The organism is Nonomuraea sp. B12E4 (assembly GCF_039871825.1).
Classification (GTDB): Bacteria; Actinomycetota; Actinomycetes; order Streptosporangiales; family Streptosporangiaceae; genus Nonomuraea.
Genome location: NZ_JBDPME010000002.1, coordinates 470,184 through 489,439, shown reverse-complemented (window position 1 = coordinate 489,439; position 19,256 = coordinate 470,184). Strand labels below are relative to the sequence as shown.

Genomic DNA, 19,256 nt, shown 5'->3' with positions numbered 1-19,256 from the left:
CGAGCAGATGCCCCGTTTGTACTTCTGGAACGACATCCAGGCGCTGGTCGAGACCCCCACGATCGAGGACTGGACCCGGCCGCTGGCCGGGGCGGCCGACGCCCTCGAGGACGTGCTCAGGCACAGCCCACGCGTCCCGGACGGCCTGCTGAGGGACGCGCTGGCGCTGCGCGATCCCCGGTTCCTCGCCGCCGTGCTGGGGAACAAGCGGCTCGTCGACGACCCCCGCACGCTGGACCGGATCCTCGAGCTGGTGCTGGCCGGCGACATCGAGCCGTTCGCCGAGCTCCTGCTGCGGGAATCAGCCATCCTGGGCCACGCCGGCGTGCGCGAACGGCTGACCGAGACCGGACATCCCAAGGTCCTCAAGGAGGCCTGTGGTGCGCCGTGGTCATGGAAGCTGCGTCGCAAGGCGGTCGCCGCCGGCGGCGGGCATGTGGATCGGCTGCTCAATGCCGCCCAGCAGGCCCTCGAAGCCAAGAAACCCGAGCTGATGCTGGTCGCCGAGCAGCTGAACGCCCTGCTCGCCTTCCACGACCACACGAAGGGCCTGGAGCGGCTCGCCCGGGTCGACGCCGAGCGACTGCGGCCGGAGGTCGCCGACGTGCTGCGGGCCGTCCTCGAAGCCGGCGACGGCGAGATCCTGCGCGCGGCGGCCGAACGCGCCGAGGGCACCGAGGGCCTGCTCACCGAGCTGTACGACGAGAAGACGCCCGGCGATCACCGCAGGTCCCTGGAGTGGCGCGAGCCGCTGGACTGGACGGCGCTGACCGTTGCCGCCCGGGAGAAGCCGTTCGGCAAGAAGGCCGCCGCGGCCGTGACCGCCCACCCCGGCTGCCCCCGCGACCTGCGTGATCTGCTCTACGTCAAGCATGCCGTGGTGGTCGCCGAGCACACCGCGCACCCCGACGCGGACCTGGTCAAGGTCGCCTGTCCCCGGCGCAGCCGGCCCAAGGCGGTGCGGACCCTGGTCCGGCGCGGACTGGGCCAGGGGATCGGCGCCGCCGCCCTGGCCACCGAGGCCGCCCCGGCCGTCGCGGTCCTGGAGATGATGCGCGCGTCCCCCGAGGAGGAGGGGCCCGCGCGCCGGGAGTGGGAGCAGTTCGCCGGGCGGCTGGCGGTCCTGGTCGAGCAGCACCTGGGAGCCGATGCCGGCGCCTGGCGATCGGCCCGCGCCCTGCTGCCCGACTTCCCCGGCACCATCCCGGAGCTGCTCAGCGAGGCCGCGGCCGGCCCCGCCACCGGACCGTGGCCCGAGGCGGCCGACTACCCCGAGTCCTCGGCCCCCTCCTCGCTCACCGGGGCCCGAGCCGCGTTCGTGACGCTGCTGGACGCGGCCGGCGAGGGCGTCCACGGCGCCCTGACACCCCATCTCGACGTGCGGACCTTGCACGATCTCTACCGTTTCTGCGCCTGGCGGCCGGCCTGGACCGAGCAGGCACTGGCGAGCGCCCCCGGCGGCGCGGTCTCCCCGGTGTGGATCCTGGCCGGCCGGCCCGGCCTGGCGGCGCAGGACATCGAGCGGCTGATGAGCGTCGCGGATCCCGAGGTGCTCACCAGGCTGTTCTGGCACGAGGGCGGCACCGACGACCAGCGCGTCCGGATCCTGTCCACCGAGTCGGAGCGGCTGCGCGAGATGGCGCCGCCGGCCGGGCTCTCCGCCGACTGGCGGCTGGCCGACCTTTACGCCTGCACCGATCTCGAGCTCTTCCGGCGGATCCTCAACAGCGTGTACGTCCTGGGGCGCCTCCCGCAGTTGCGGATGTTCCTGCATGTCTGGCGGACGTGGGGAGCCGAGGAGGTCGCCGCGATGCTCGATACCACTCCGGTCACCTACTCCCCCTACGACGGGACGCGCAGGGAGATCAGAGAGCTGCTGGGCCGCGCGGACCAGCAGGAGGTGCTGGCGAAGCTCGAGGCGGAGACAGCCGGGATCTCGACCGCCGAGGCCCAGATCGCGATGTGGCGCAACCGCAGGGACCGGGCCGCGATGATGAAGGAGACCTACGCCTGGCACTGGCCGGAGCTGCTGGCCGAGCACCACCGTGAGCCGTTCCACCATGACGTCATCGGTCTGCTGCGCCGCGTGCCCGACTGCCCGGAGGAGCTCCGCCGCGAGGCCGACACCGTGCTGCTGAGCTGGGAGTGCAAGGTGCACGGGCGACTGATGGCGGGTGTCCCGGCCGAGAAGGTCCTGGCCGAGTTCGAGGTCGACGCCAATTTCCAGTGGCTGGCCACGGCCGTGGCCAAGGGCCACCTCACCTGGGAGCAGGCGCTGGAGCACGGCCACCCCGCCGACATGGTGCTCAGGCGGATCGCCCAGTCCGGCCGGAGCAACGGCGGGTACGACGCCCTGACGGCGCTCGTGCGCGACACCCTCAAGGACAATCCGGACGCCTGGCTGCTGGCCGTGAGCATGCTGCCCGGGTTCACCGGATCGGTGGCCGAGCTGCTGCGCACCGCCGGGGTGGCGATGGGCTGACATCGGCAAGGGATTGTCGGTGCCGATCACTACGATGCCACTGCCAACGTAAGGCTCAAAGGGGGAGAAGTGGGCACCGCGCTCGGACAATGGCAAGCCGACCGGCGACGCGTCATCGACCTCACCGACCGGCGCGCCCTGGCCGACCACGACCCGGCCGACCCCGACGTCGTCGAGCAGGCCCACCGGCTCAAGGAGACCGCGCTGCTGGACTTCGGCATCAAGGACAGCGCCGTGGCCTCGTGGCTCTACTCCAAGTGCCACCACCAGATCCCGACGACCGCCGTCCCCACGGCGGCGGTCCTCGCCTCGGGTGACGGCACCTGCCTGCTGCTCTACAACCCCGGCTTCTTCGTCTCCCTGGGCCTGCACGGCGTCAAGTTCGTGCTCTACCACGAGGCGCGGCACCTCATCCAGCGCCACCTCTACGTGGACGAGGCGCTGCGCGCCGATCCGGTGTTCACCCTGGCCACCGAGGTCTCCATCAACCACGTGGTGCTCACCCGGCTGGGCCTCGGCGGGCTGCCCCGGCCGGTCCGGTCGACCCCGGGGGACGACGAGAGGATCGGCGTGGACCCGCGGGAGGTGCACCGGCGCTACACCGCGGACCTGCGGGGCCAGGGCCTGACCCCGCTGTCCTACGAGGAGTTCGTCGCGACCGACCTGTCGGTCTACGGAGAGCTCAAGCGGATGGCCGAGCCTCCGGTGGTGCTGCCGCTGTGCATCCACATGGAGGGCGGCGACGCGGGCGGCGGCGACCCGGCAGCTCTCCCGATGGACCCGGAGACCGTGGCGCGGGTCTCCAAGGAGGTGCTGGCCGAGGTCATGCGCCAGGCGCTCGGCGGCAACGAACAGGCCCGGGCCGAGCTGCTCGACCTGGCTGGTCGCACCGACGGCGGCGGCGACCGCCTGGAGCGCATGTGGGGCGATCTGGGCCTGGCGGCGTTGCGCGGTGAGACCCCGCGCACCCGCAGGGTCGAGTGGTGGAAGAGGTGGCTGGCCGACACGCTCGCCTCCAAGCTGCGCGAGGGCGAGCGCCTGGTCTACCCCAAGAAGCTGGGGGCGGTGATGCTGGCGCTGGGACACGACCCGATGCTGTCGCGGCGCGGCCCCGAGCGCACCAAGGTGGTGCTGGTGGCCATCGACACCTCGGGGTCCATGTCCCAGGACGTGGTGGACTGGCTGACCACGCTCGTCGGCCAGACCGAGGGCGTGCAGACCCACTGGCTGAGCTTCGACGGCGAGGTCATGCCGTTCGTCCCGGGTGAGCGGGTGCGGGGCGGCGGCGGCACCAACTTCCAGAACGTCGTCGACTACGCCGAGGGCCGCCTGAAGATCAACGGAGAGGCGTTCGACGAGCGTGCCGACGCGGTGATCATGGTGACCGACGGCTACGCCCCGCATGTCACCCCGGCCGACCCCGACCGGTGGATCTGGCTGATCACCGAAGGCGGCGACACCTGGCCGGACGCCCACCGGCCGCCGATGGCCTGCCACCGGGTCACCACCGGCGACCGCTGACCCCCGCCGCCACCATTGCCCTGCCCGACGTACGAGACAGAGGGAAACCGCGCGTGACCATCACCGAGCCGAGCACCGCCCCCGCGATCCCCGGTCGGCGGACCAACGCCACCTATCCCGAGCCGCCGCAGGAGGGCACCCGCGCGCGGCTGGAGCGGTTCATCGACGCCATGCTGGCCATGGGGCAGACCGGGCAGGTCTTCGGGGAGCACGGCATCGGCAAGACCTCGACGTTCCTGTCCTACATCCCCAGGGCCCACCCGGGCACCGAGGTCGTGCTGGTCCCGGCCGCCAACCTGACCCCCGACGACCTGCTGGTCAACGCGCCCGTGCGTGACGAGCGCAGCGGCGAGCTCGCGCTCCGCCAGCTGATCATGCGCCAGTTGCGGCCCGGGCGGCCGTTCGTGCTGCTGATCGACGACTCGCTGCAGGCCGGTGACACGATCCAGGCGCAGTTGATGCAGGTCGCCTGCAACTGGACGCTGGGCGAGCACGACCTGCGCGAGCTGGGATGCGTCGGGGTGTTCCTCACCGACAACGAGTCGGCGGAGGAGACGAGCGCGCGCCGCAGCGACCTGGCCGTCCTCGACCGCATGGTGACCATCCGCATCACCGCCAACGACACCGGCTGGCGGCGACACCTGGCCGCCCGCCACGCCGGCTGGGACCTCACCGAGGTGTTCCGGATCTGGGCCGGGCTCAGCCCTCACCTGCGTCACCTGATGTCCCCGCGCACCCTTGAGCACGTCCTCGACTGCGCCCGCGAGGGTTTCCCGCTGCGCTGGGGGCTGCCGCTGCTCAACGGCGCCCGCGTCGCGCTGGCCGAGCCCGACAAGGACGGGTCACCGGGCAAGGACCGCACCGACGAGATCCTCAACCGGATCGCGAAGGCGGTCGGCGCGGCCAACCCCCGCAGCGTCGCCGACCCGGTGCGGCGCATCCTGCGGGCGGCCGTGCGCAACCGGTGGGCGGTGCTGCTGCAGGGACCTCCCGGCTGCGGCAAGACGGAGATCACCAAGCAGGTCGTCACCGAGGAGCTCGGGCGACCTCCGGTCTACTTCTCGCTGCCGGTCACCAATGTGGAGGACCTGTGCGTGCCGATCCCCGCCCCGGACGGCTCGCTGGACGTACTGCTGACCCGGGCACTGGCCGACCCCGGCCCCAAGGTGCTGGTGTGGGACGAGTACAACCGGCCCAAGGACAAGTCGACCTTCGCCAAGCTGATGGAGGTCACCCAGGAGTGGTCGCTCGCCGGGCGGCCGATCCGTAACCTGCGGGCCCAGATCGCGCTGCAGAACCCGCCCTACCATCTGGGCCGCAAGCTGCTGGTCAGCTCCAACAACGTGGCCCAGGCGAGCCGGTTCACGGTGAGCTACGAGGTGCGCCCCGCCGACATCCCGGCCAACCAGTGGCTCATCGACACCTACGGCGAGGTCGCCGAGGTGGTGCTGGACTGGTGGAAGAACGACATCGACGACGAGGGCCGCGAGTGGGTCACCAAGCGCACCCTGGAGCGGCTGATCAAGCTGCACCAGGTCGGCGAGCCGCTGGAGACCGGCCTGATCTATCTGGGCGAGGGTGAATACGCGCCGATCCCGCTGGCCGGGCTGCAGGAGCGGCTGTCGGGGCGCAAGTCGATCGGCATCCGCGAGCTCGCCGCCGAGGTGGACGCCTGGGAGACGCGGCTGGCGGCCGCGGTGTCGAGCTCGCACGAGGGGACCGCCGACTCCGACACGGTGCACCAGATCTTCGCCAACGCGGAGGTGTCGCAGCTCCGCGAGCACATCGAGGTCGTGGCCCGGCTGCTGCGCCACCTGCCCCCGAAGCTGCGCGCGACCTACCTGGTCGGCCAGCCCGAGGACAAGCAGCGTTTCTGGGTGGACGCCTTCGCCGAGATGGCGCGGCACAGGTGACCGGCCCGCGGAGCCCTCTTCGACGACCAGGTTGACCGGGATGTTGCCGCGGGTCGCGTTCGAGTACGGGCACACCTGGTGGGCGGCCGCCACGAGCTCGCGCCCCTGGTCGCCCCGCGGTTCCTCGGGCAGCTCCACGCGGATCGCCCCGACGCGACGTTCAGCGCCTTCGAAGGCTGAGGGCAGGCAGGCGCTTGGGGCGACTGTGAGCCCAGGCGGCTCGGCCTGCCGGACGGAGGGCGGCTTTTATTCCGGGCGGTAATGTGTTGTTGCCTTGACGGATTGTTGAACGATTTTATAAAGTCGGGCCGTCTTCGGGCTTTATGGCAAGAAGCGCCCGCTTTGTTCCACGAATCCGCACCCGGGTCCGCATACCACCGCCGTCCACGGCGTCGCGAGCACCACGCGCCGCCGAAGAAGCCGCCCTCCGTCCCGACACCCCATTGAACCCGGACGCCCACCGCGGAACGGTCCGGCGTTGTGGAGTTCACCTCGGCTGCAGACCTCCCTTCGAGGGAGCGGAAGCCCATGAGGAGGAAGCCCTCACCATGAAGTACCTACGACCTGAGTCCGCCGCGACCAGCGTGCTGACCATGGCGGTCGTGACCGCGTTCGCCCTCGTCACGGCCGGACCGGCCGCGGCGCGGGACGACCGCGGTTCCGGCTGCCTCGATCCCGGCGTGCCACTCTCCGTGGAGGAGAACCGGCTGGGATCCACCCTCCCCGACAACGCCGACCCGGCCACGCCGCAGTCGCGGCCGTTCGCGCGGCAGATGATCGAGGGCGGTGGCTTCCAGGGCTTCGCCCCGGCCCTGACCCGCGACCTCTGCCGGACGCGCGGTCTCAAGGCCGCCACGGCGCTGGTCCGCCAGAAGGGCGAGGCGCTCTGGAAGGACGCCGTACGACGGGCGCAACGCCGGGACCGCGTCCAGGGCGACCTGCCGTACAGCGACGACCGGCCGCTCTACTGGACCCGCCTGGAGTCGACCGCCGCGCTGCGCCAGTGGACCCCCGGATTCGACCTGTCCGACACGGACCGGACCGAGCTGATCACCACGTTCGACCGGGCCTCCCGCGGCATGTTCGACATCGACCTGCCGAGCGGCAAGGGGGTCAAGCGCGTCATCGTCAGCGGCTTCGACCCCTACACGCTCGACGGCGGCACGACCGGCACCGCTCCAGGGACGGTGGGCAACAACATCCGGCACGGCAACCCCTCCGGCGCGACCGCGCTCGCCCTCGACGGCACCACGTACCGGACGAAGAGCGGCAAGCTCGCGCGGATCGAGGCCTACACGCTTCCCGTCAGCTATCCCGAATTCCAGCGCGGCTACCTGGAGGACACCGTCGGGCCCTTCATGCGTCCCGGGCCCAGGCGGGTGGACGCGTCGATCACCGTGAGCCAGGCGGGCGGCGCGGTGTTCAACCTGGAGCAGTGGAACGGGCGCTACCACGGCGTTTCCCTCGGTAACGACAACTTCCGCCCGTGTGCGGCGGTCAACGGCGTGCCGCAGCTCGCGGTGGACAACCACGGGTGCAACGCCACCGTGGTGGAGCGCTGGGGCGGACCGGAGGAGTTCAGCCTGACCGACCCGCCCCAGTGGACCAGCGCCACGCTGCCGATCGCCGAGATGATCCGGGCCGACACGGGGGCCTCGATCCCCCGGCCGCCCGGTGACACGTGGCCGGACCCCGCGGTCGCCTTCGGCGTCGTCTGGCACACCAACTACACCGAGTTCCCGGACTGCGCCTCGACGGCTCGCGTGACGCGGAACAACCCGCCGCCCACCGAGTATCCGCCGCCGACGGCTCCCGTCCCGCCGAGTGCCGGATCGTGTGCCTACAGCGGTGGCGGCGGCAACTACCTGTCGAACGAGAGCGCCTACCGCAACACGCTCCTGCGCGACCGGATGGGCCTGGACATCCCCGCCGGTCACATCCACACGCCCGACATGCAGCACTTCGAGACGGACTTCGACCCGAGCGACGCCACGTTCGACGCCTGGCGGCTGGCCATCGTCGGGCAGGGCCGCAACCTCATCCACGTCGTCGCCGACACCGCCTGACCGCCTCGGCCGGGCCAGGGTACGGCGGATGCCCGCAGCGATTCACCGTACCCTGGCCCGATGCTTCAGGCCATGAGCCGGACGATCGTGATGTCGGGCGGCGCGCCGACCCGCACCGGCGGTCCCCAGAAGCCGGCCCCCTTCGTCACGTAGAGCTGCGTGTCGCCGAAGCATCCGTATCCGGCGAGCGTCGGCTGCGCTCCGGGGGTGGGTGGCGGGCCGCCTCAGTAGCTGGGCGGGGTGGCGGCGATCAGGAAGTCGGCCGGTTCGGTGCCGGGGTTCAGGTAGCGGTGCGGGAGCGAGGAGTCGAAGTAGCAACTGTCACCCGCCTCCAGGGTGTGCTCGACCCCGGAGACCTCCACCACGAGCCGTCCGCGCAGCACGAGCACGCACTCCTCCGACGGATGCGACCAGGGCTCGGCGGCCGACCATCCGCCGGGCACGAGGTGCCCCTGCAGCATCTCCAGCCGCCCGTTCCCGGGTGACACGCGGGTGTAGACGACACCGCCGACCGGGGACTTGACCTGCATCCGCGCCTCCCGCCGGACCACGGCCACGGCGGCCGCGTCGGGCTCCCGGAACAGGCTGAACAGCGGCAGGTCCAGGGCTTTCGCGATCTTCCTGAGCGTCTCCAGGCTGGGATCGGCCAGGTCGCGCTCGACCTGGCTGATCAGCCCGCTGGACACTCCCGCCGCCGCGGCGAGCCGGGCGAGGGTCAGCCCGCGCTCGGTACGGAGCTCCCGGATCCTGGCGCCAATCACCCGGCGATCCTACCCCGCCATCAATCCCATTAAAGGCGTATTGACCTGGTTAAAACCCGCCCGATAGTGTGCCCGAAATGTCGTACATGTTGAACCCCACCCAGTTCCGCGCCGAATTCCCGCCCTTGGTCGACTCCGTGCATCTGGCGAGCTGCAGCCAGGGTGCCCTGTCGTCGCGGCTGGCGTACGCGCTGCAGGAGGTCGGTTACTCGCTGCGGGACAAGGGCGCCCCCTGGGAGCTGTGGATGGGGCAGGTCGGCCGGGCCAGGGAGCGGTTCGCCCGGCTCATCGGCGCCGAGCCGGACGAGGTGGCCGTGCTGTCGTGCGCGTCGGAGGCCGCCTTCCAGGCCGCCGCGTCGCTCGACTGGTCGGGCCGCCCCGGCATCGTGACCAACGATCTGGAGTTCCCGTCGATCGCGCACGTGTGGCTGGCCCAGGGCCAGCGCGGCGCCAAGGTCCGGGTGGCCGCCGACACCGGCGAGAACGTCGCCGCCGAGGCGTATGAGGCGGTCATCGACGAGACCGTCAACCTGGTGTCCGTGCCGCTGCACACCTACCGCAACGGCGCCCGCCTCCCGGTCGAGGACGTCGTACGGCTGGCGCACGCCCAGGGCGCGCGGGTGTTCGTGGACGCCTACCAGGCCGCCGGCGTCACCCCGATCGACGTCAAGCGCCTGGACTGCGACTACCTGGTCTCCGGATCACTCAAATACCTGCTCGGCCTGCCCGGCATCGCGTTCCTGTACGTCCGCGACGGCCTGGAGCAGCAGCGCGACCCCGAGCTGACCGGCTGGTTCGGCCGTACGCAGCCGTTCGCGTTCGATCCCCGGCTGCTCGACTTCCCCGGTGACGCCCGGCGCTTCGAGACCGGCACGCCGCCCATCCCGTCCGCGTACGCGGCCAACGCCGGCTTCGACCTCATCGAGCGGATCGACCTGCACGCCGTACAGCAGCATGTGTCCGCCCTGGTCGAGGAGCTGGCGGAGCGGCTGACGGAGGCCGGCGAGCGGGTGGCGAGCCCGGCCGGGGCGCGCGGCCCGCAGGTGGCCATCGCCGACGACGCCCCCGACGCGCTGGCCGCCCGGCTGGCCGAGCGCCGCATCTGGACCGCGCCGCGGGGGGACCTGCTGCGGCTGTCCTTCCACTACTACAACGACCGCTCCGACGTGGACGCGGCCGTCGAAGCCATCAGCGCCTGCCGCAGGAGCTGATCACCCCTCGAAAGGGTTCCACGTGGACAACGAATCCGGCCTGCAGCGCAGACTGACAGGGCGCCAGCTCACCATGATCGGGCTGGGCGGCGCGATCGGCACCGGACTCTTCCTCGGCTCCAGCCTCGCGATCTCCCAGGCCGGTCCGGCGACCATCCTCGCCTACCTCATCTGCGCGGGCGTGGCGCTGGTGATCGGCTGGTCGCTGGCCGAGATGGTCGTGGTCCACCCGGAAGCGGGCGCCTTCGGGGTCATCGCGCACCGGTACCTGGGTCCGTGGGCCGGGTTCGTGGTCCGGTGGACGTACTGGACGATCCAGGTCATCGCGATCGGCGGCGAGGTCATCGCGGCCGGGATCTACGTGCAGTTCTGGTGGCCGTCGCTGCCGCTGTGGGTGCCCGTCACCGTCTTCTCGGTCGTCGTGCTGGCCGTGAACGCCGCCGCGGTCAAGCTGTTCGGCGAGGTCGAGTACTGGTTCGCGATGGTCAAGGTGGTGGCCATCATCGTGTTCATCCTGCTCGGCGTGGTGCTCATCACCGTCGGCCTGCCCGGTGCCGAGGCCACCGGGGTCTCGAACCTCACGGCGCACGACGGCTTCCTGCCCAACGGGATGAGCGGGCTGTTCCTGGCCATGGTGTTCGTGCTGTTCAGCTACATCGGCACCGAGGCCGTCTCGATGACCGCCGCCGAGTCGGAGAACCCCGAGCGCGACATCCCGCGTGCCGCCCGCCGCATGGTCACCCGGCTGTCGCTCTTCTACGTGCTCGCCATCGCGATCGTGCTCATCGTGGTGCCGTGGACCGTCACCGCCCAGGGTGGCACGGTCACCGAGAGCCCGTTCGTCACCGTGTTCTCGGCCGCCGGCATCCCGGCCGCGGCCACCATCATGAACTTCGTCGTGCTGACCGCCGCGTTGTCCAGCGCCAACACGAACCTCTACCTGACCACCAGGATGATGCACTCCCTCGCCGCCAACGGGTACGCGCCCGCCTGGACCGGGCGGCTCAGCTCGTCCGGGGTGCCGCGCAACGCGCTCACCCTGTCGGCGCTCGGCCTGGCGCTGGCCGCGATCATCTCGGCGGCCAGCGAGAGCGGGGCGTACCTGGCGCTGTTCGGGGTGTCGGTGTTCGGCGCCCTGGTGGTGTGGCTGCTGATCATGGTGACGCACCACGCCTTCCGGCGCACCCGCGCCGCGCAGGGCCTGCCGCCGTCCCCGGTCCGGCTCTGGGGCGCGCCCGTCACCTCGGTCGTGGTGATGCTCTTCCTCGCCGCGGTGCTGATCTCGACACTGTTCATCGAGGACCTGCGGCCGGCCTGGTGGGCGGGCATCCCGTTCTTCGTGATCCTCAGCGTGGCGTACGCCGTCACGTCGCGCCGCGCGAAGACCCCGGCCTAGCTCCGGAGACGGCGGTGGCCGTGCTTCGGGGTGAAGCACGGCCACCGATGTGAGCGTTGTCAGCCGGCGGTGACGGTGGCGGGTTGGGTGGGCAAGGGAGCCTGCGTCCAACCACCGTCATCGACGGTGCCGAGCCCGGCCACATCGGCGCCGTTACCGTCGTGCGCGTCGCCGTCGAGGTAGCGGGAGACGGAGCGGCGGAGCGCGCGGAATTTCGTCATGAACCCTTTCCCTTCTCGTTTGACCCGGCCACTGCCGGTCGCCACGAAGCTGCCAGCCGCTCCTTAGCTCCGCTGCAATTCGCCTCCAGCCGAAGGGCCGGGAAAAGGGTCGGCAGTTCCGTTAACAGGTGCGGGGAATCGGTCCCTGAAGTGCGGCCGGGAGCGGGAAAGTGCGGGTTGGAGCGGCTTTGCAGAATCCCGGCGGACAACCGGCTCGGCGACGCCGCGCGTGCCCACGAGTCCCCGACGGGCAGCGGCGGCCTCCGGCTGTCGATGCACCGCTACCTCGACCACAACCCGGCGACGGCGGACCCTCGGGTCCGCCCAACCCCGCCACTCCGGCTGAAACCCGGAAAGGCGAAGGGCCCCGGGAGTGCCCCGGAGCCCTTCGTGCGAAGCGGTATTTATGCATATTCCTCAACTCTGGTATACCGCGCCGGCAAACCCTAGGGTTTTGGGAGGGGGTCGGCAGAGCCTTTGGGGGAAACCGATGGAGTTACGGCTCCTGGGTCCGGTTGAGGTGTGGAGCGGCGGGCGGCAGGTCCGCCTCGGGGGCAGCAAGCCACGGGCCCTGCTCGCCGCCTTGTTGCTGGACGCGGGTCGGGTGGTCACCGCCGAGCGGCTGATGGAGGCGATCTGGCAGGAGGATCCGCCGCCGACCGCGCGCGGGGTGCTGCAGACGTACGTCGCCTCGCTGCGCCGCGCGTTCACCGGCGCGGGCCTGCCGGGGATCATCGTCTCGCACCGGATGGGCTACACCGCCGAGGTCCCGCCGGACTGCCTGGACAAGGACGTCTTCGAGCGGCTCGTGGACCGCGGCCGGCGGGCGGCCCGGGACGGCGACCACCAGGAGGCGGCGGACCGCTTCCTGACGGCCCTGGAGCTGTGGCGGGGCCCGGCCCTGGGCGGCATCGGCGACACCTTCCTGCGCGCGGAGGCGGCCCGGCTGGAGGAGCTGCGGCTGGCGGTGATGGAGGAGCGGATCACGGCCGACCTGGCGGCGGGCCGGGACGAGGGCCTGATCGACGAGCTCACCGGGCTGGTCGCGACGCACCCGACCCGCGAGTTGCTGCGCCGTGACCTCATGGTGGCCCTCTACCGGGCCGGCCGGCAGGCGGACGCGCTCGCCGCCTACCAGCAGGGCAGGCAGGTGCTGATCGAGGAACTGGGCGTGGATCCCGGTCCCGAGCTGCGGCAGGCGCACGAATCGATCCTGCGCTCCGACCCCGCGCTGCTGGGCGTGGCCAGGACTCCCCCGCTCCGGCAACCGCCGGTCAAGGCTCCCCCGCCACGGCAACTGCCCTCCCCACCGCCCGACTTCACCGCCCGCGAGGCGGAGATCGCGGAGTTACGCGACCGCCTCACCAGGCCGGACGCCATGCCGGTCTGCGTGGTGTTCGGGCCGGGCGGCGTGGGCAAGTCGGCCCTGGCGCTGCGCGCGGCGCACGAGATCGCGCACCTCTACCCCGACGGCCAGCTCCACGTCGAGCTGCGCGGCACCACGGAGGCCCCGGCCACCCCGCCGGAGGTGCTCGGCCGGCTGCTGCGCGAGCTGGAGCCCGGCGCGTCGCCGCCCGGCACACTGGAGGAATGCGCCGCCCGCTACCGCACGCTGCTGGCCGACCGGCGCAAGCTGGTCGTCCTGGAGGACGCCGCCGCCGAGCGCCAGGTACGGCCGCTGCTGCCGGGCGCCCCGGGCTGCGGGGTGATCGTCACCTCCCGCAACCGGCTGTCCGGCCTGGCCGGTGCCACGGTGCTCGACCTGGGCCTGCTGCCGGACCAGGCCGCCCTGCGGCTGCTGGAGCAGGTCGCCGGTCCTGAGCGGATCGCCGCCGACCAGGACGCGGCGCTGCGGGTCGTCCGGCAGTGCGGCGGCCTGCCGCTCGCCCTGCGCATCTGCGGGGCGCGGCTGGCCTCGCGCCGCCAGTGGTCGGTGGCCCGGCTGGCCGACCGGCTGGCCGACGAGCAGCGCCGGCTGGACGAGCTGGCCGCCGGGGACCAGGAGGTGCGGGCCGGCATCGCCCTCAGTTACGACCTGCTGCCGCCCGAGGCCAGGACCGCGCTGCGCCGCCTGGGCCTGCTCGGCCTGCCGTACTTCCCGGTGTGGGTGGTGGCGGCCGCCACGGAGACCGGGCTGGACGAGGCGGAGGAGGTGCTGGACCACCTCGTGGACGCCTCCCTGGCGAGCGTGGTGGACACGGACGCGGCCGGCCGTACCCGCTACCGGCTGCACGACCTGATCCGGCTGTTCGCCCGGGAGCGGGCGCACGCGGAGGAGCCGGAGGAGGCCCGTACGGCGATGGTGCGCAGGGTGCTCGGCGGGTGGTTATGGCTGGTCGAGCGGATCAGCCAGGCCATGCCCAACGGGGCCATCCCGATGCGCGCCTCCCTCGGCCTGGCCCGGCCGGTGGCGGAGGAGGTGGCGCGAATGGCGCTCGCCGACCCGCACGACTGGTTCCGCCGCGAAGAGGAGGCGCTGATCGTCGCGGTGGAGCTGGCGGCGTCGCTCGATCTCGACGACATCGCGGTGGAGCTGGCCGCCGCGCTGTCCTCCGTAGCCTTCGAAGGCAGCCAGTACGTCTTCGACAACCCCTTCGCGGCCTGGCACCGCACCCACGAGGCGGCCCTGGCCGTGGCACGGCGGACGGACAACGCCCTGGGCGAGGCGACCCTGCTGGCCGGCCTCGGCCACCTCTACTACTCGCGCGACCGCTTCGCCGAGTCCCGCGAGTACCTCAGCCAGGCGTTGTCCCTGTTCCGCTCCGCGCGGGACGCCCGGGGTGAGGCCACCACCCTCGCCGCCCTCGGCGCCGCCTGCCGCGAGCAGGGTTACCTGCCGGAGTCGCTGCACTTCCTGGACCGGGCGAGCCGGTTGTGGACCGACCTGGCCGACCCCGCGGCGCTCGCGCACGTCAAGCGGCTGTCCGGCAGCGTGCACGTGGAGCGCGGGGACTACCCGGCTGCGTGGGGCGACCTGGCCGCCGCCCTGTCCCTCTACCAGGAGGCGGGCAACCGCCGCGGCGAGGGGCTGACGCTGCGCAGCATGGCCCTGTACCACCGCGCCAGGGACGAGCTGGCGCGCTCGGAGGAGCTGTCGGGACAGGCGCTGGCCATCTTCCGCGACCTGGGCGACCGGCTGATGGAGGCGTACTGCATGCGTTCCCTGGCCAAGACCCGGATCCGGCTCGGCCGGTTCGACGCGCCCCGCCGGGACCTGGAGGACGCGCTCGCCGCGATCAAGGCGCTCAACGACCGCTGGGGTGAGGCGTGCACGCTGCGCGTGCTCGGCGAGCTCGACCTGGCCGAGGGGCGGCTCTACCAGGCCAAGAGCCGCCTGGAGGAGTCGCTGGCGCTGTGGGAGACGCTGCGCACCGTCCTGTTCCGCGCGCGCACCCTGCGCGACCTGGCCCTCGTGCACGAGGCGCTGGGCGATGACACCGCCGCCAAGACGACCCTGGCCGAGGCCATGGAGATCTTCCGGCTGCACGAGGCCAGGGAGTTCGGCGAGCTCGGGGGTTGAGCGACGTTACAGCGTTCTTGAAGCGGCCCGCCGCATCATGATCTCGGCGTCTCAAGTGGAGCGTCCCTGGATGATCGTGGAGGCTTCCTTGCCGGATATCGTGCTCCTGTCTGACCCGCGGATCGCCGAGGTGCTGGTGAAGGAGTGTGGCGAACCGCTCGTAGACCTGCGCTCGCTGGAGGCCGTCCGGATCGACCGGCGGCTGGCCGACAGCGAGGGCGCGTTCGCGCACGTACGGCTGAGCGTGGCCGACCGTCTGATCGCCGCGCAGACCGGGCTGCCGCGCAGGCTGCGCCTGCTGGTGGTGGAGGGGTTCCGCCCGGCGGCCCTGCAGCACCGCTACTTCGCCGCGTCCGTGTCCGCGCACCGCGCGGCGCATCCCGGCTGGGACGAGCACCGGGCCCACCTCGAAGCCAGCCGGTACGTCTCCCCGCCCGAGGTGGCCCCGCACGTCAGCGGCGGCGCGGTGGACCTGACCCTGTGCACCGTCTCCGGCGCCGAGCTGCCGATGGGCACCCAGGTCAACGCCACCCCGCCGGAAAGCGACGAGGCTTGCTACACCGCCTATCCCGGCATCTCCGCCGAGGCCCGCCGCAACCGCGACATCCTCGGCACCGCCATGACGTCCGCCGGATTCGTCAACTACCCCACCGAGTGGTGGCACTGGTCCTACGGCGACCGCTACTGGGCCTTCGTCACGGGCTCCCGCTTCGCCCGCTACGGCCCCGCCCGCTGAGTTCGCACGTCGGGAATCGGCAGCCTGGTGGGGTGGGCCCCGTCCTGCACCCAGCCGGGATAGGAGGGCGGCAGGGCGCTGTGCCCCGCCCGGGGGTAGCCGCCGGTCATGCGCTTCGGGAACTGGGAGGTCCGGCCGCTCGGGGGCTGGGCCGGATGCCTGACGATGATCATCGTGTCGATCGTGCTCGATCCTGCTGACCGTCATCCTCAACCTGCTCATATGACCGCGGGCCGGGGGCTGGGGTTCCGGACGGCAATTCCCCTACGATGGGGACGGTTTTTAATGGTATGTCCGGCTCGACCGAGATGCCGCCGCTCCGGGGAGGCGCCACGCCCCCTCGCCCGGCGCTCGTGCGGCCGCCCGAGCGTTGAGGGAGCTTGTGTGACTTTCAGCCATCTGTCCCACCTGGAATGCGGCCGCTGCGGAGCCGTCCATGACAGCGAGCGCCCGCAGAACCTGTGCACGAAGTGCTCTTCGCCGCTGCTGGCCCGCTACGACCTGGCCGCCGTCGGCTCCTCCGTGAGCCCGGCGGACATCGCGGGACGCACGCCGGACCTGTGGCGCTACCACGAGCTGCTGCCGGTCCGGGACCCGAAGTCGGTGACCAGCCTCGGCGAGGGGATGACGCCGCTGCTGCCGATGGCCCGCTACGGCGAGCGCATCGGCCTGCCGCGGCTGCTGATGAAGGACGAGGGCCTGATCCCCACCGGCTCGTTCAAGGCCCGCGGCGCCGCGGTCGGCGTGTCACGCGCGGCCGAGCTGGGCATCGAGCGGCTGGCGATGCCCACGAACGGCAACGCCGGCGCCGCCTGGGCACTCTACGGGGCCCGCGCCGGGCTGACCGCCACGGTCGTCATGCCGGTGGACGCGCCCGAGATCACCCGGCGCGAGTGCGTGGCCTCGGGTACGGACCTGCACCTGGTGGACGGGCTGATCAGCGATGCCGGGCGGATCGTGGGCGAGCTGGTCGCGGCCTCGGACGGCCGGGTCTTCGACGCCTCGACGCTCAAGGAGCCGTACCGCATCGAGGGCAAGAAGACCATGGGCATCGAGATCGCCGAGCAGCTCGGCTGGCGCACCCCCGACGTGATCCTCTATCCGACCGGCGGCGGGGTGGGCCTGATCGGCATCCACAAGGCGCTGAACGAGCTGCGCGAGCTCGGCTGGATCTCGGGCCCGTCGCCGCGGCTGGTCGCGGTGCAGGCCGAGGGCTGCGCGCCGATCGTACGGGCGTTCGAGCTAGGGGAGCGGGAGAGCCAGTACTGGGCCGACTCCCGCACGGTGGCCTTCGGCATCAACGTGCCCAAGCCGCTGGGCGACTTCCTCATCCTGGAGGCGCTGGCCGAGACCTCGGGAACGGCGGTCACCGTCACCGACGCCGAGCTGCTGGCCGAGTTGCGCGAGGTCGCGGCCCTGGAGGGCGCCTACGTCTGCCCGGAGGGCGCGGCGGCCTTCGCCGCGGCCCGCAAGCTGCGCGCCTCGGGCTGGATCGGCGCGGACGAGGAGGTGGTGGTGCTGAACACCGGAGCCGGCATCAAGTATCCGCAGACCGTCCCGGTGGACGCCCCGATCCTGCCGGTGGACGGCCACCTCGTCTGACCGCCGCCCGGCGGGCGATCGGCGAGCGCCGGGCACACCGCCTGCAGCCGATGTGCGAGGAACTGGACGCGGGGCTGCGCCCGGTGCTGTCCAGCGACTCGTTCGTCTCCTCGCTGCGGCCGATGGAGACGGTGGCCAACGCGGTGTGGCGCCGTACCAGGGAGGGCGGGCCGATCGGGGCCGAGCAGGCGATCACGAACACAATTGACGAAACGTTTGCAGGAAAGATCCTTCTTCCTAGCATCGGAGGTCCCGTGCCGCGCTGTGGCGCGGGGCCGACGAAGGAGGACCACTTTCGTGCGCACCCCCCAGATACCCTCCCGAACCCGACCCCGCCGGCGCCTGCGTGCCGTGCTGACCGGCCTGCTCGCCGTACCGCTACTGGCCGGGCCCGGCTCGCCCGCGGCCGCGACCACGACGACGACCGCAGCCGGGGCCGGGGCGGCCGCGACCGCTGAGCCCGCCCCCGCGCCCTGCCCGGAGGTGCTCGCGGGGCAGGCGACCTGTTACGGCGGGCAGGACCGGAACGGCGCCCACTACATGATCGCCATCCCGGCGGACTGGAACGGGTCGCTGGTCATGCACGCCCACGGCGGGCCCGACCTGACCGAGCAGTCCGACCCCGAGCGCAGCCCCGAGGACCTGGCCCGCTGGTCGGTCATGGTGCGCGAGGGCTACGCCTGGGCGGGCTCGGCCTACCGCCGGGGCGGCTACGGCACCCGGATGGCGGCCGAGGACACCGAGAACCTGCGGCGGTTGTTCGTCGAGGAGTTCGGCCGGCCGCGGCGGACCTACGTGCACGGCCAGTCCTGGGGCGGCAACGTCGCCGCCAAGGTCGCCGAGATCTACGGGCGCCGTCCGGGCTCCCCGTACGACGGGGTGCTGCTGACCAGCGGCGTGCTGGCGGGCGGCTCGCGCGGCTACGACTACCGGGTGGACCTGCGGGTGGTCTACCAGTACTACTGCCGCAACCACCCCCGCCCCACCGAGCCGCAGTATCCCCTGTGGATGGGACTGCGCGCGGACTCGACGATGACGACGGCCGGCCTGCGCGCCCGGCTGAGCGAGTGCACCGGCTTCGACCTCCAGCCCGCCGAACGCACGCCCCTCCAGCAACGCAACCTGGACGACATCCTGGCGGTGACGAAGATCCCCGAGCGTACGCTGGAGTCTCATCTGAGGTTCGCCACCTTCACCTTCCGCGACATCGTGCACAACAGGCTCGGCGGCCGGAACCCGTTCGGCAACCGGACCGTGCGCTACTCCGGCTCCCATGATGACAAGGCGCTGAACGCCGGGGTCGAGCGGTTCTCGGCCGACCCGAGGGCCGTTCGGGACCTGTCCTTCGACAGTGACGTCACCGGGGCGGTCTCCCTGCCCGTGCTCACCCTGCACGCGATCGACGACCCCACGGCGTTCGTCGAGCACGAGGCGGCCTACCGCGCCAGCCTGGAGGGCGCCCGCTCCGCCGGCCACCTCGTGCAGAGCTTCACCCGGGAGAGCGAGCACAGCGAACTGAGCGCCTCCGAGTACGCCACCGCGATGTCGGCGCTGGCCACGTGGGTGCGGACCGGCGCCAAGCCCACCGCCGCCGCGCTGGCCGCGTCCTGCCCGGACTTCGACGCCGTCTACGGCACCGGCTGCTTCTACGACCCCGGCTTCGCGCCCGCCGACTACGCCTCGCGGGTGCTGCCGCGCCCGGGCGCCCGCCACTGGCCCGCGCTCTCCGCCGCGCGGGAACGGGCCCTGGCCCGGCGCGGCGACGTGGGCATCGCTCCCTGAGCCACGGCTCCGACATACAGGACAAAGGGGAAACATGAGAGAAAC

At 72.1% G+C, this 19,256-nt stretch carries 13 protein-coding genes and 1 pseudogene; 11 read left to right on the top strand and 3 right to left on the bottom strand.

Annotation, left to right across the window (positions count from 1 at the left end):
• Positions 1–7 precede the first annotated feature (7 nt).
• The 4 genes from ABGB18_RS08030 to ABGB18_RS08015 all read left to right on the top strand — a co-directional run bounded on the left by ABGB18_RS08030 (position 8) and on the right by ABGB18_RS08015 (position 7,982).
• On the top strand, positions 8–2,482 hold the full coding sequence (locus tag ABGB18_RS08030; protein ID WP_347694729.1) for a hypothetical protein: 2,475 nt from the start codon (positions 8–10) through the stop codon (positions 2,480–2,482).
• A gap of 69 nt (positions 2,483–2,551) precedes the next feature.
• The gene (locus tag ABGB18_RS08025; protein ID WP_347694728.1) at positions 2,552–4,003 is read left to right on the top strand and encodes a hypothetical protein; all 1,452 of its coding nucleotides are present in this window, start codon (positions 2,552–2,554) and stop codon (positions 4,001–4,003) included.
• 53 nt (positions 4,004–4,056) lie between these two features.
• Positions 4,057–5,916 carry an AAA family ATPase gene (locus ABGB18_RS08020; protein WP_347694727.1) on the top strand — a complete coding sequence of 620 codons (1,860 nt, stop codon included), beginning with the start codon at positions 4,057–4,059 and terminating at the stop codon, positions 5,914–5,916.
• Between the two features lie 548 nt (positions 5,917–6,464).
• Positions 6,465–7,982, top strand: a complete 1,518-nt coding sequence (locus ABGB18_RS08015) for a hypothetical protein (RefSeq protein ID WP_347694726.1) — start codon at positions 6,465–6,467, stop codon at positions 7,980–7,982.
• A 224-nt stretch (positions 7,983–8,206) separates the two neighbouring features.
• Here the strand turns inward: ABGB18_RS08015 and ABGB18_RS08010 are convergent, their stop codons facing one another.
• On the bottom strand, positions 8,207–8,743 hold the full coding sequence (locus tag ABGB18_RS08010; protein WP_347694725.1) for an XRE family transcriptional regulator: 537 nt from the start codon (positions 8,741–8,743) through the stop codon (positions 8,207–8,209).
• A 77-nt stretch (positions 8,744–8,820) separates the two neighbouring features.
• Between ABGB18_RS08010 and ABGB18_RS08005 the strand changes: the two genes are divergently transcribed.
• Both ABGB18_RS08005 and ABGB18_RS08000 read left to right on the top strand, forming a co-directional pair.
• Complete coding sequence (locus ABGB18_RS08005) at positions 8,821–9,954, top strand: aminotransferase class V-fold PLP-dependent enzyme (protein ID WP_347694724.1); 1,134 nt, start codon at positions 8,821–8,823, stop codon at positions 9,952–9,954.
• A 22-nt stretch (positions 9,955–9,976) separates the two neighbouring features.
• Positions 9,977–11,350 carry an amino acid permease gene (locus ABGB18_RS08000; RefSeq protein ID WP_347694723.1) on the top strand — a complete coding sequence of 458 codons (1,374 nt, stop codon included), beginning with the start codon at positions 9,977–9,979 and terminating at the stop codon, positions 11,348–11,350.
• A 59-nt stretch (positions 11,351–11,409) separates the two neighbouring features.
• Here the strand turns inward: ABGB18_RS08000 and ABGB18_RS07995 are convergent, their stop codons facing one another.
• Positions 11,410–11,571 carry a hypothetical protein gene (locus ABGB18_RS07995; protein WP_347694722.1) on the bottom strand — a complete coding sequence of 54 codons (162 nt, stop codon included), beginning with the start codon at positions 11,569–11,571 and terminating at the stop codon, positions 11,410–11,412.
• Between the two features lie 490 nt (positions 11,572–12,061).
• On the opposite strand from ABGB18_RS07995, the gene ABGB18_RS07990 reads away from it, so the two are divergent.
• Complete coding sequence (locus ABGB18_RS07990) at positions 12,062–15,091, top strand: BTAD domain-containing putative transcriptional regulator (protein WP_347694721.1); 3,030 nt, start codon at positions 12,062–12,064, stop codon at positions 15,089–15,091.
• An 88-nt stretch (positions 15,092–15,179) separates the two neighbouring features.
• Positions 15,180–15,827, top strand: coding sequence for a M15 family metallopeptidase (locus ABGB18_RS07985; RefSeq protein ID WP_347694720.1), 648 nt, complete (start codon positions 15,180–15,182; stop codon positions 15,825–15,827).
• Here ABGB18_RS07985 and ABGB18_RS07980 read toward each other — a convergent pair.
• Complete coding sequence (locus ABGB18_RS07980; RefSeq protein WP_347694719.1) at positions 15,809–16,000, bottom strand: hypothetical protein; 192 nt, start codon at positions 15,998–16,000, stop codon at positions 15,809–15,811. The two genes, ABGB18_RS07985 and ABGB18_RS07980, sit on opposite strands and share 19 nt — an antisense overlap.
• Before the next feature lie 211 nt (positions 16,001–16,211).
• Here ABGB18_RS07980 and ABGB18_RS07975 point away from each other — a divergent pair, with 211 nt between their 5' ends.
• The 3 genes and pseudogenes from ABGB18_RS07975 to ABGB18_RS07965 all read left to right on the top strand — a co-directional run bounded on the left by ABGB18_RS07975 (position 16,212) and on the right by ABGB18_RS07965 (position 19,211).
• Positions 16,212–17,429, top strand: coding sequence for a threonine synthase (locus ABGB18_RS07975; RefSeq protein WP_347694718.1), 1,218 nt, complete (start codon positions 16,212–16,214; stop codon positions 17,427–17,429).
• Between the two features lie 17 nt (positions 17,430–17,446).
• Positions 17,447–17,626 (top strand): annotated as a pseudogene (locus ABGB18_RS07970) (amidohydrolase); the annotation flags it as partial.
• Positions 17,627–17,726: 100 nt separating this feature from the next.
• Positions 17,727–19,211, top strand: coding sequence for a hypothetical protein (locus tag ABGB18_RS07965; protein ID WP_347694717.1), 1,485 nt, complete (start codon positions 17,727–17,729; stop codon positions 19,209–19,211).
• Positions 19,212–19,256: the final 45 nt, after the last annotated feature.